The 12,323-nt window shown below is 67.9% G+C and carries 11 protein-coding genes; 6 read left to right on the plus strand and 5 right to left on the minus strand.

The window, feature by feature from the left end:
• A partial coding sequence (locus tag AC1WTP_RS30470; protein ID WP_481652695.1) for a hypothetical protein occupies window positions 1-886 on the minus strand: 886 nt, incomplete at its 3' end.
• 231 nt (window positions 887-1,117) lie between these two features.
• On the opposite strand from AC1WTP_RS30470, the gene AC1WTP_RS30475 reads away from it, so the two are divergent.
• The gene (locus AC1WTP_RS30475) at window positions 1,118-2,674 is read left to right on the plus strand and encodes a hypothetical protein (RefSeq protein ID WP_120331792.1); all 1,557 of its coding nucleotides are present in this window, start codon (window positions 1,118-1,120) and stop codon (window positions 2,672-2,674) included.
• A gap of 362 nt (window positions 2,675-3,036) precedes the next feature.
• Here AC1WTP_RS30475 and AC1WTP_RS30480 read toward each other — a convergent pair whose 3' ends face one another.
• Both AC1WTP_RS30480 and AC1WTP_RS30485 read right to left on the minus strand, forming a co-directional pair.
• A complete protein-coding gene (locus AC1WTP_RS30480; RefSeq protein ID WP_481652696.1) occupies window positions 3,037-5,475 on the minus strand; it encodes an AAA family ATPase in 2,439 nt (812 codons plus the stop codon).
• 216 nt (window positions 5,476-5,691) lie between these two features.
• Entirely contained in the window at window positions 5,692-6,435 is a 744-nt protein-coding gene (locus AC1WTP_RS30485; protein ID WP_120331790.1) for a protein kinase family protein, read from the minus strand.
• A 428-nt stretch (window positions 6,436-6,863) separates the two neighbouring features.
• Between AC1WTP_RS30485 and AC1WTP_RS30490 the strand changes: the two genes are divergently transcribed.
• The 5 genes from AC1WTP_RS30490 (at window position 6,864) to AC1WTP_RS30510 (ending at window position 11,581) form a co-directional block, all read left to right on the plus strand.
• On the plus strand, window positions 6,864-9,332 hold the full coding sequence (locus AC1WTP_RS30490) for an FtsK/SpoIIIE domain-containing protein (protein WP_120331789.1): 2,469 nt from the start codon (window positions 6,864-6,866) through the stop codon (window positions 9,330-9,332).
• Complete coding sequence (locus AC1WTP_RS30495) at window positions 9,329-10,000, plus strand: hypothetical protein (RefSeq protein ID WP_120331788.1); 672 nt, start codon at window positions 9,329-9,331, stop codon at window positions 9,998-10,000. Before AC1WTP_RS30490 ends, AC1WTP_RS30495 begins: the two co-directional genes overlap by 4 nt.
• A 66-nt stretch (window positions 10,001-10,066) precedes the next feature.
• Window positions 10,067-10,327, plus strand: coding sequence for a hypothetical protein (locus AC1WTP_RS30500; protein ID WP_120331787.1), 261 nt, complete (start codon window positions 10,067-10,069; stop codon window positions 10,325-10,327).
• Window positions 10,328-10,352: 25 nt separating this feature from the next.
• A complete protein-coding gene (locus tag AC1WTP_RS30505) occupies window positions 10,353-10,988 on the plus strand; it encodes a hypothetical protein (RefSeq protein WP_120331786.1) in 636 nt (211 codons plus the stop codon).
• Window positions 10,989-11,152: 164 nt separating this feature from the next.
• Window positions 11,153-11,581: a hypothetical protein gene (locus AC1WTP_RS30510; RefSeq protein ID WP_120331817.1), complete on the plus strand. Its 429-nt coding sequence runs from the start codon at window positions 11,153-11,155 to the stop codon at window positions 11,579-11,581.
• A 49-nt stretch (window positions 11,582-11,630) separates the two neighbouring features.
• Here the strand turns inward: AC1WTP_RS30510 and AC1WTP_RS30515 are convergent, their stop codons facing one another.
• Together AC1WTP_RS30515 and AC1WTP_RS30520 are read right to left on the minus strand one after the other, a co-directional pair.
• On the minus strand, window positions 11,631-12,032 hold the full coding sequence (locus AC1WTP_RS30515; protein ID WP_120331785.1) for a hypothetical protein: 402 nt from the start codon (window positions 12,030-12,032) through the stop codon (window positions 11,631-11,633).
• A 5-nt stretch (window positions 12,033-12,037) separates the two neighbouring features.
• On the minus strand, window positions 12,038-12,322 hold the full coding sequence (locus AC1WTP_RS30520) for a hypothetical protein (RefSeq protein ID WP_120331784.1): 285 nt from the start codon (window positions 12,320-12,322) through the stop codon (window positions 12,038-12,040).
• Window position 12,323: the final 1 nt, after the last annotated feature.

Consider the following 12,323-nt stretch of genomic DNA (forward strand, 5'->3'; position numbering starts at 1 on the left):
ACACGCGATGACCCACCCGGTCACCGCACCCCTGAAAACCAGCTAACCAACTCTCCATCAAACCCGGGGCTTGACAGATCTTCCCCACCACCCCAAGCCGGCGGACATTGCGCACTTCTCGCTCGTCGCACGCTCGATCGATGCAGCTGAGCCCCTTGCGGCGGGGATGTTGCGCTCGGTACGCGGCCGGATCATGCCGGAAGCTGACCGGGATGAAGTGATCGGTGCCGAGGTGCCCACAGTTCAGTTCCACTTCCCAGTCTTGGACCATCACGTCGGGAAGGCGTTCGCCGAGCGCGACGATCTCGACGTCGAAGTCTGGGTCGTCCGGCGCACACATGCGGCACACCATGTAGTCACCGACGCGGGACTTCTCGTCCTCCGTGCGCAGCACCTCGCTCTCGTGCCCGCAGGCTAGCGTGACCGACCATCGTGTCATGCCGAACCCGGCGTGCTCCGGCTTGGGTTCACCCGGCTCGATATAGCGGACCGCTGTCCTGCCGTCGTTGAGCTGGCATGACCAGGAGATCGGGCACGGGGTCCGCTCGGGTGGCGGCTTGGACACGTCGGTGCGCTTGACCAGCCAGAAGTCCTCGTGCCCGCATTCGATTTCCAGCGCGTAGGCAACGACCTCTGTTGGCGCCGGCAGTTCCGGTAGGTGTATGTCGAGGAGGAAGTTGGCGACGACCGGACCGACCTTGTCCATAGCGACACGGCGGCCCTTCTCGCGTCGATCGTTGTGCGCCGCTTCCCATTCCGGCCACTTGGCCCGAGCCTGGGCAAGGGTCACCCCGAACGGCGGAGGTCCCGCCGCCTCTTCCTCCAGCCGGCGGCGAATCTCCCGCCGCTGCTCGCGGTTTCGCCTACGCCGCTCGACGTCGGTCACCAGATCATCACGGACACTCACAGCCTTACCAACGAACGGGCCGCCCCACCCGCACTCCTCCCCCGCCTCCGGCATTGCACCACCGCCCGGGGCGCTGACCGTGCACGAGGGCGGGCTGAAGGTCTCGGGTAGCGGGCTGCCTGGGGCAGCTTTCGAATGGGCGTGATGTGACCGTACGGCCGGGTGCTTCTACGATCAGATACGGCTGAGGCCGGGGGAGGTTGTGGACACGTGAGCCTGCTGTATCGCGCGGTCTGGAAGGACGCGACGGAGCCTGACCGACGCGCGGTGGTGGATCTGGCGCGTGAGTGCTTCAGCCGGTGGGCCACCGGCGATCCGGCTGCGGCCAGGCTGGGAAGCGGCGAGACGATCATCAATGGCAAGTCCGTAACCGTGAAGCTCATCGACGATGACCGGGGTTATGGCGTCGAGGCTTGCTCGCGGGAGGACCTGCCTTCGGGTGTGTGGTCGGTCCGGATGCGTCTCCTGGCCACAGACATCGGCGTGCATGCGTGGGTCGACGTGGACATGGAGACAGACTCTCCAAGCCAGCGAATCGCCGTCGCGGGCCCTGGCCTGCTCAAAGACCTACTCGTCCTCTTCCAGCGGCCGGCGTTGGGGAAAAGCAACCTGGCCACCGACGCGGTCCCCATCGAAGTGGCTGGTGTTCCCGTGCTGGCCGACGTGCTTCGAGACCCTGATCGGACCCTGCCGTTCATCGTCGTGTCGTCGCCAGCAGGTGACCAGGACACAGGGCGCGCCCGCGCATCCCAGATCGCCCACCGCGTGCGTGGAATCGCGACCGTCATCGCCTTGGACCCGGCGGCGACGGCGGCGTTCCGGCAGGCGCTTGGATCGCTGGCGGTCTGGGGCGGCGCCATCCGGACGTATGTTCCCGCACCGCTGGAGACCGACGCTGACGGGTGGCGGCATCGGTACGTCCCGGCAGCCGCGCTTGCCGGCCCTGGCCGGCATGCCGCCATCGACCGGACTGTGTACGCCGTCGCTCAGCTATCGACCCGGCGGAGAATCCCAGCAGAGCTGCGGGTATTCACGGACGACGAGCAGGCCACGGTCGATCCGACCGAGGTAGAGCAGCTTCGCGAGGAGCTGCAGTTCCAGGTGGATCTCGCTCACGAGGAACTCGCAGATGTCCAACGGGATCTTGCCCGGGCAAACGGCCACCTCGATCGACTGCGGCGAACGCTGGAATCTCGGGGGCTCGCCGATCTGTACTGGACGTCGTCGCAGCCTGCGGGGCACGATGACGCCACGGAGGTGCCGGAGACCGTTCAGGACGTTTCCGAAGCCGTTGCTGCAGCGCAGGAACACCTAAGCGACGCGGTGACCGTTCCCGCAAGCGCGCCGCGCGAGCTACAGGGTATCGACACCAGCCCGAATGCCTTCGCCCTGGGTAACCAGGCATGGCGCGGCTTGCAGGCCCTCGCCGCGTACGCGCGGGCAAAGCAGGCGGGCGTGAGCGGAAACTTCTGGTCGTGGTGCGAACGCGGAGAACCACGCGGGTGGCCAGCCACCAGCAAACGGCTTGCGATGCGAGAGTCGGAAACCCTCCGCAACGGCAAACACGCCGAGTCGCGGATGTTCCCGATCGATCCCCGAGTCGGTGTCGGGCCACGGGTGTTCATGGAAGCGCACATCAAGGTCAGCGAGGGCGGGGGCAACCTTGCACCCCGCATCTACTTCTACGACGACACCGATGGGGTCACTGGCCGCGTCCACGTCGGCTTTGTAGGCCCGCACTACCTCGTGCCCAACTCAAAGGCGTGATTGACGGGCCGGCCCTGCACGGTCCACAGCGGCTCATCCCGGGCAGGCTGGATAGGACTGCGCTCTGCTTCGCGATTGATGGTCGCTGGTGGAACGCTCAGCAGGGACGATTCCCCCGAGCCTACGACAGCAGCGTAGGGCGGCATCGGCGATAGCAAGTGCTCCATCGGATGCAACCCGCCGCCCTGGGCTTCCTAAGACTGGATCTTGTTGCAGTTAGCTTGGACCACCTGATGTGTATCGGCGGCTTCGCGATCGCCGACAGCGCCATGTTGGTGCCCAAGCTGATGAGCTGCCAGCCGGTGGGCGTGGACGTGCAGGGAGATCGGACCAAGGGCCGGACGAAGCCCTCCGAGTATCGGTCAGTAACCGGGACCAGCGTGTTCTTCCTCAGGTTCTTGGCTCTCCAGACGCTCCTGGCGGGTCAGGTCCTCCAGTCGCTGCCGGAAGCTGGGAAAGTCGTCGATGGGCTTCGTCGGGTCTGTCCGAAGGGCGAAGTCGCGGCGCAGTCTCGCGACGCCAAGCCTAAAAACATCGTGCGCGGCGGAGTCGTCCAGGCTGCTTTCGATCTCGCGCAATCGGCTGTCTGCGAGCGTGCGGGTGGCGCCGGTCTGGTAGTCGTCCAGGAATCCGCGGACGATGCGCCCCATGCGCTTCTCGCGGCGGCGGTGCGCTTCTGTCGCCGCAGCTTCGTCGAGTAGGTCGGTGAGGTGGCTCAAGAGACTGATGAAGTTGTCCTCGAGCGCTTTCACGCCAGATGGACGTGAGCCGGTTCGGGGAAGCGCGTTCAGGTAGGAGACGACCTCGCGGGCGAACCCGACTTTGTCGATGTGCTCGCCGAGGGTGTCCGTGAACAGGTCTCGGATCGCGTCCCAGAGGGGCCCGCCCGAGTCGAGCCGGTTCTTGAGATCGCCTTCCTTGATCTTGTCGGTCTCCTCGGAGTCGAGTCCAAGCAGCCGGCTGGCGTAGGACCTTGCGGCTTGGACCGCGATGCGCGGCGGGATGAGATCTTCAATCTCGGTGACGATGCCGGACTTGGTCGATGCGACTGGGGCGATACCGCCGTCGGCGTCTGAACCCGCACCAGTGCTAGCCTTCGCACGGGTCGATTCGGCCCACTTATCGAGACAAACGACGAACTTCTCGTCCAAGACTGGCTTCCGGTTCGCCTCGCTCCTCTTCAACTTCCCGACGGCCCTCCTGCCGTCGTCGTCGCCGTCGAGCAGCGCCACGCACGGAGGCTTGATCGGGTCGCGGCCACGCGCAAGGTAGGCGATGTACGGGACGCTGTCGGCGCTTCCCGCAGGCACGATGGTGACCTCGTTGAGGTCCAGCAGGCGGGCTGCCTCCGGCCTGCGTGCACGGAGTGCGTTCGACATTCCGGCCAGAAGGACCTGGTCGGCCGTGCCCTCGACGATGAGGTTTTTGCCGCCGATGAACGCGGTCTCCGCCACATAGGTACCCAGCGAGGACCGCAGGGGTTCGTAGTGGGTGCGTACGACGTCCTTGACGACGCGGGTGCCCTCCTCCTGCGCGCCCTTGTCGAGAACACGAAGTCGGGAGGCAGCATTCTTGTTGATCAGGAAAGGGGAGTGTGTCACGTAGACGACCTGATCGGCGCGCAGGCCGTCGTCTGGAACGGCGAAGTTCTCCAGAACGCGAAGGAGGTCCTGCTGTCCTGAGTTCGACAAGTAGGCGTCCGGTTCATCCATGAGCAGGATCTCGCTCCGCTCTTCCGAAGGCCGGTGGGCGCGCAACTGGACGAAATAGGCGAGGAAGTGCGTCAGACCACGGCTGCGCTCGCCAAACGAATACTCGGTTCCCGTTCGGTCCCTGATGGTGAAGACGAGCTCACGCTCTCGGGTCGTGACGCGTAGCTTGAAGTCGGTGTCCTGGCTCCACCAGCGGGAAAGGTTCAGGTGGCGCGCCAGGCTTTCGTTGATCTTTCCTTCAAGGCCGCTGACTTCGCCTTCCTTGCCGTTCGTTATGGCCCTCTGCAGCTCCTTGAAGACGTTCTCGTCGATCCGCGCGACGTCCACCAACAGCTGCCGGGCCAGTGCCATCTCGGCGCGCTTCCTGCGCTCCTCCTCCGTCTCGGCCGAGGTTGCGGGACGGCGGACAAACGACCACAGCTTCGTGCTGATCTGGGCCCAGGTCGTTTCGTCGGCTTCTGGCTCCGCCTGCTCTGCGGCATCAAGAAACTCTCCGCGAACACGTCGGTCGGCGAGGCTTCCCAGCCGGCCACCCCACAGAGACGCGATCGGCACGCTGTCGGGAACGGCGATGCTCGTGGAGAAGCGCAGCACCTGCGGCAGAATCGCCTCAAGAGACTTCACCTGCTCGCTGTCGCTGAGGTCGGTTGTCGTCTCGCCGCACACGATGAACGGGTGCCCATCACCGGGTCGCATGAACAAGAATGTCTCGTCCACTGCGCAGGTCACACCCAACTCGGCCAGCCGCGCGGACTCGGCTTCCTGCCCGACGGTGAAGACGGCGCCAACGTCGGGTAGGCGTACCTGATCGGTCTCCACCGAGTATAACTGTGAGTAACGACAGAAGTCGCTACGAGTCACCCGTCGTTTGCCCATGACGCACTCGATCGCATCCAACAGATGGCTCTTGCCCGATTCGTTCGCCCCGACCACCGCAGTGACCTGCGGATCCACGTCGAGACGTACGTGCGGATACCAGCCTTCAGGGAGGATCTCCCATTCGTGGCGCTGGGCGCTTTCCTTCGCGCGGCGCTCGTAGTCGAAGTTGAACGACTTGAAAAACCGGACGTAAACCCGTGTGAGCCGCACCGGCCCTCCTCGACGTCGCAACTGATCTGGCAGCCCCTGAGCAACCGCACACGGCTGAATCTAGCCCGGCCCTGCGACACTATTCGCGAGGCGGCGTACCAGCTGCGCCAGATCGCCATCTCATCGGGCCGGCACCGCTCAACACTGACCGATCGGCAGACACATCAGGGATGAACCGCCGTGTAGAGCAAGACGGCCGAGCTTATGGGGTGTGCCTTACGACTTCAGCGCGGTGCGCCAGGCCTCGACCAATCCCGTCACATCGTGATACCGCTCGGCGGGTGCCGCGCGGGTTGCGCGGGCCGCTATCTGGTTTTGGGTCGGGGATCCTCGCCCCCCGTTTGGGGAGTCCAGCAGGTGCTGGATGGTGCGGCCAAGGGCGTAGACGGTGGTGCGCTGGTCGATGACGGTGCCGCGGGCGAATTCTTCGGGGGCCATGTATCGGCGGGAGCCGGGGAGGCGGTCGGTGTCGAGAATGAAGGGGCCGGGCCGGTACTCGTCCAGGTCGATCAGCCGCATCCGGCGGGCGGTGAAGTCGTAGAGGAAGCAGCCGTCGTAGAGGTCGACGGCGATGTAGCCGGCGGTGGTGACGGCCAGGTGCGCGTCGAGGATCGTGTCGATGGCCGCCTCGACCTCGGGGCGGGGTAGCTGCTGGAACCGGGCCAACGTGCTGCGGTCCGAGCCGTGTGTGGTGGCCTGGTTGAGCACGTTGCCGTCGTGCCACGGGTAAACGAGGGTCGGCCCGTCGGGGCCGTCGAGGATCCGCTCGGGGCGGACGATCGCCGGGTGCCGCACTGCGGCGTGGAACTGGCTGGCTCGGGTCAGTGAGAGACGGGCCTGCGGCGCGGTGGCCTTCTTGACGAACCAGCGGCGCCCGCCGGCCTCGACACCGTAGGACAGACACCCGGAATCCTGGGCGTCGAAGACCACGAACGCGGACGCGAGCGGCAGGTCGACCACACCGGCGAACCTACGCCCCCATACGGCTCGTGGAACCCTATTCCCATCCATACGGGGCGGGTGGTATCAGGTCCGACGCGCACGGCGGAGCATCGCTCGGCGGGACGGTGCCGGGCCAGTCGCTGCGGAGAGACTTTGGGGCTGACCCGAGTCGGGGTTGCCGTATCGCTCGGAAGATGTGCCACGGTGAGCAACTCGGGGCTGACTGCGAGTGGCGGCCTTGGGTAGGGTCTGCGCGAGTGACCGTGATCCATGGGTTTGGGGAGACGTGCGTGGAGTCGGTGGCGTCGGCGTTCGGGCGGGCGGTAGCGGCGCACCGGGAGGCTGTCTCGCATGTGGAGGCTGCTCGTGCGAGGCTGCGTGACCGCGAGGGCGAGGCCGGCTTGTCGCCGCAGGCGGGCGCAGAGGTTCATCGGTTGTCTGCCGGAATGCGCCAGCTCGCCGTGGCGCTGACGCCGGGCTGGCTGAGTTGCCGATTGGACAGTTCAGCCGTCGACCTGGCCACCGGGGTCGGCGCTGCCGTAGGTCGCCCGATGCCAATCCGACTGGGCGACGCCTCGCCCGCCTCCGGGACCGGCTTCTCCGTGGTGGTGCCATTCGTCGGCGCCGGTCACCTGGCGACCGACGTGGATGCTCGCAACCCGGTCGTCGCTCGGTGGCTTCGCGGCGTCTTGTTGCGGGTGCTGGCCGCTCTACCCGACGGCGCGCTGCGAGTGGCTGCAGTAGACGGCGCGACGTTGGGGGCGGTGTTCGGTCCGTTCCGGGCGATGGTGGATGCGGAGGCGTGGCGGCGGCCGGCGATCGATCTGCCGGGTTTCCAGCAGGTGCTTACGGAGGCGGAGGAGCGGATCGAGCGGGTCCAGGCCGGCGAGTCGGATCCGTCGGTGCTGCTGGTGTGTGTCGCGGCGCTGCCGGAGGGCGCGGGGCGTACGGAGTGGTCGCGGCTGGCAGCCATCGCGCACGCCGGACCGGCGGCAGGGGTGTTCCTGCTGCTCGCCGGGTATCCGCCCCCGCAGCATCCCGGGTTGGAGGCGGCACCACGGTTGGAGCGGACGACACACCTGACGGCGGCCGGCGGAGGGTTGTTTGCGGTGTCGGATCCGCCGGGTCCGCACCGGTTCAGCGCCGACGGTACGGGGTTGGCGGTGCCGTTGCGGCTGGATGCCGGGCCGCCAGACGACCTGGTGGAGGCGGTCTGCCGCAGGTTGGCGAAGACGGCGCGGGTGCAAGCGTCGACCGACTTCGCGGCGCTGATGCCAGGGGAGATCTGGCAGGAGTCGTCCGTGCACGGGCTGCGGACCGTGGTGGGCCGGGAGGGCCGCGCCGACTGCGTTCTGGCGTTGGACGATGCGACGCCGCACTGGTTGGTCGGTGGTCGTACCGGGTCGGGCAAGACGGTGTTCCTCCTCGACGTGCTCTACGGGCTGGCGTCGCGGTACTCGCCGGACGAGTTGGGCCTGTACCTGCTCGATTTCAAGGAGGGCGTGTCGTTCGCGGAGTTCACCCCGACCGCGGTGGACCCGTCATGGATTCCACACGCCCGCACCGTCGGCATCGAGTCGGACCGGGAGTACGGGCTGGCGGTGCTGCGCACGCTGTCGCGGGAGATGACCCGCCGGGCGGGTGAGCTGAAGCGGGCCGGGGTGACCAAGCTGGCCGACCTGCGGGCCGGGCGGCCGGACGTGGCGATGCCTCGGCTGCTGGCGGTGATCGACGAGTTCCACGTGCTGTTCGAGGGCAACGACGCGGTGGCCCGACAGGCGGTGGCCCTGCTGGAGGAGTTGGCCCGCAAAGGCCGCTCGTACGGCATTCACCTGATCCTGGCGTCGCAGACCATCGCCGGGGTGGAGGCCCTGTTCACCAAGACCGAGTCGATCTTCGGGCAGTTTCCGCTGCGGGTGGCGCTCGCCGGTGGAGGTGGGGTCCTCGACGAGCTCAACGACGGCGCAGACACCCTGCCGATCGGCGGCGCGGTCATCAACGCGTCAGCCGGCATAGCGGGCGCGAACCGGGTCATCCGGTTCCCGAACGCCGACGCAGAGTCGGTTACCGCGCAGCGGCACCTGCTGTGGAACGCCCGACCACCCGGCGAAGCGCCACCAGCGGTGTTCGCCGGCTACGCCGAACAGCACCCCGACCAGGACCCCACCTTCGCCCGCCTGACACCGGACGTACGGCGACGACGAGCGCTGGTGGGCCGCGCCGTCGACGTCGGCCTGCCCACTGCAGGGTTCACCCTGGACGCCACCCCCGGCAGCCACCTCGCCGTGCTCGGCACCTCACCAGTTGGCGCCGACATTCTCTACGCGGCCACCGCGGGGCTGGCCCGCCAGCACGCCCCCGGCGCCGCACGGTTCCTGGTCGCACCGCTGGTCGCCGCAGCCGACGAGGCCGCCGATGCCACCGTCGAGGCGGTCACCTCCGCCGGGCAACCCTGCGAGGCGATCACTTCGGCACAACTCCGGGCACGGCTGGCGGATCTCGCACAGTCGACCGCCCCCGCAGCCGGACAGACGACATACCTGGTGGTGTTCGGCGCCGACAGCGCCAGCAGCCTCCTCGCCGCCAGCGACCCCACCACCTACCGCTCCGGGCGCGACGACCTGCGAGACGTCCTCGCCAGCGGACCCACCCACGGCGTCCACCTGCTCGGCTGGTGGCGCACCGTGGGCCGGTTCACCGACGACCTCGGCCCGACCGGCGGCAGCGAGGTCGCTTGCCTCGTCGCCCTCAACCTCCCCGGCAACGACATCGGAGCCTTGGTCGGGGACTACGCGTCGGAATGGCAGGCCCGCCCCAATCGGGCGCTGCTGATCGACCGGCACGACAACCGCCGCACCCTCATCGTCCCCTACGTACGTCCCGGCACCCTCGACCAGATCGACGACCTCGCATGACCGACCACCCCGTCACCCCGATGCCCCGCGACGGCGGCTGGGCCGCCTACACCGACCACGCCCGCCGCCTGGCAGCTTTGCTGCGCGAGGAACGCGCCCGTGCAGAGCAGCAGGCTGCGGCTAGCCGCAGTGGGCAAGCCGCCCTCGACCAGATCACCCACCGCCTCACCGCGCAGCGTCAACACCTGCAGCAGCTGGCGGTGACCCTCCGGCTGCCCGAACCCCACGCCGGCGTTATCGCGCCCAGCCCGGTCCCCGACCCTGTGGAAGCCCTGAGCCGGGCCACAGCGGCGGCCGACGCGGCCGACACCGCCGCCGAGCACGCCCACCGGCGGGCCGCGCAACCACCGCTGTTGCCCAGCCTCACACCTCTGGCCCGCAACGCCCTCGTCTACACCGCCGCGGCGACGCTCGGCACCCTCGCTTCGCTGCTGATGTTCGCCGTCAGCCCCGACGCCGACCTCGGCCGCATCCCCTGGCAACTCGTGCCCTGGTCCCTGTGCGGGCTGCCCGCCCTGGCCTTCTTCGCCGGCTACCTGACCATCAGCCTCGTCGGGCAACCCCGCATCGGCGGTGGCGGCACCCGGTCCGCGCGGGCAGGCGGAGTGATCTGTTTTGTCGGCATGCCGATCTTGTGGTTCATCTTCATCGCCGCGACCCGAGGCTGAACCCGCAGACGCACCTGCCACCGGCGGCGGGGCGTTGGACACCACGAATCAGGGGAGGAACATCCATTGGCCACCATCGGAGACATCAAGGCGGGCCTGGCCCACGGCAAGTCCGAGGCCGACAAGGCGCTCGCCCAACTCGCCGGCGTGAACGCCCAGGTCGACAAGGCCATCGCCGTGCTCCAGGCCCTCGCTGCCGGCACTCAGCAGCCCGCCGTCATGGGTGCCATCGGCAAGCTCAGCGCCGCCAAGCAGAAGTTCGGCGAGGGTGCCGGCCTGATCCAGGCCGCCATCGCCCAGACCGAGAAGTACAACGCCGTCCTCTGACACCGAACCCCGGAAGGTCCTTCCAATGCCCACCGTCATCGTCCCCGTCGGCCTCAACCTCGGCCCCTCCTACCGGTACGTCACCCCACCTGATCCGGAGCCAGAGTTCTACCGGGTCCGGCTCGGTCAGGAGTACGAACAGCTGAGCGCCGACGAATTCCAGGTCTGGGGACGGGCGTTCCTCGACCCCCAACGTCACGCTCGGCTGGAGATCAATCGGAGGACGCTTCGCGACGACGTTCTCGCGGCCGGGAAGGGACCCGCCGAACCAATGCAGGTCATCGACCGGCTGCTGGAACGCGGTCTCCTTCTCGAGCTCGATCCAAATGGCTCGCTTGAGACAGCCTTTCGCCAGCTCAAGCTTTATCCCACGGCGGAGGGCATGGGCAACACCGCCGACGAGCCCGGGTGGGAACGGATCGGCCACAACGGCCAACCTCTACTGAAAGTGAGCGCGACGGTCTACGGGATCTGGGCCTTCTCCATCACGGAGGAGTCGCTGTGGGCCGCATGCTCAGGCCTGGCCGAAGATGCCGAGCAAGGCCGAGCTCAGGGCGAGGATATCGATTCGCTTACTCCGGACGAGGCCGCGAAGGCGATCGCTGGCAACCTGCCGCTGCTCATTTCCGCAGGCTGTGCGGTCCTCGACAAGACGTTGTAGCGATGAGCTGGCGGCGGCAGACGAACCGGGCCGGGACATCCGGCTCCCGGCTCGGGAATGTTGGACGGTCGGCCGGACGCGCGCTGATGGACACGGCAGTGGAATCAGCCCGGGACGGGATCAAGAACGTCAGTGAGAAGGTCGGCAAGGCGGCTGGTGCTGGGATGGCTGTGGCGGCGACAGCTGCGGTCGACGCCGCTGGTTACCACCCGTCGCCGTTAATCGCGGTCGGCGCCGCCTACGCCGGAATGAAGGTCGGCGGGCTGGTCGGCCGTGCGATGAACGCGGGACTGGACCGGATCGCCGCCGGCCGCAGTGGGGGGCCGATCGGTTCGGTGATGGCGGAGCTGAGCATGGTGTTGCAGACGCTTGACCAGGTGGGTCGGGGCATCGCCGAGGTCGTCGATTCCGTGAACAAGGCCCAGGCCCACTTCCAAAAGGTCAGCAGGGGCGGTGGCAACAACCTGCTGAATAGTGCTGTCCGCGCCTGTCGGCAGGCACCCGTCCGCCTCGAAGAGGGCGTGGACGAGGCCAAGCAGGCGCAGGATCTCGTCGGCCGGCATCTGGTGGCGGTGGCGACGACCGGCGGTTGATTCCCCGGCCGTCGCCACGAGCGCCGTGATGCCGTGGGACCCGCTGGGGTCAGCTCTGCGCGTCGGGTCTTGACGGCTCGTCTTTCTGGGCGGCCCGCTGTCCGGGCAGGCCGGGACGGGGTTCGGCTCGCCCGTCGGGGACCGGATTGAGGGTGCGCCGGTCGTCGGAGGGCTGGTGTGCTGGGATGTCGACGCCGATTGCCCGTGCGTATTCGGCCAGGATCCCGCCGGCTTCGGCGAGCAGCCAGGAGCCGTCCCGGAGTTTCACGATCCCTTGGGCGTAGTTTCCCAGCACGCGATTGACCAGGGGGTTGGCGGCTCCAGCGGTGAGGGTTCGGAACTCGGCTCGGGCGCTCTCGGCGTTCTGGATGACAACCTTGGTCAGCTCGTGTTGCTGGCTGATCGAGAGGTGGACGTCGCGCAGGGCAGCGGCAATGCCGGGCAAGGTCATGATTCCTACCTCCGGATGGGTGCGAATGTGGGAGCGGTAGCGCGGTCGGGTCGGACGGCGAACCGGCGGGCGTTGATGAGTTCGGGGCGGGTGGCGCCGGGTGTCCTGCGGGGGAGGCGGCCGTAGCGGGCGAATGCGGCGGCGGCCTGTTCGTTGGCGGGGCAGGGTCCGGCGAGGTGGCAGCGCTGGCAGTAGCCGGAGGCGCTGGAGGTGACGTGCTCGTCGAGCACTCGTTGGGCGGCGGTGAGCTGATCGATGACCGCTGCGGACAGGTAGACGGTGGCGGCCATG

The sequence above is a fragment of the Micromonospora sp. R311 genome (genome assembly GCF_056780015.1).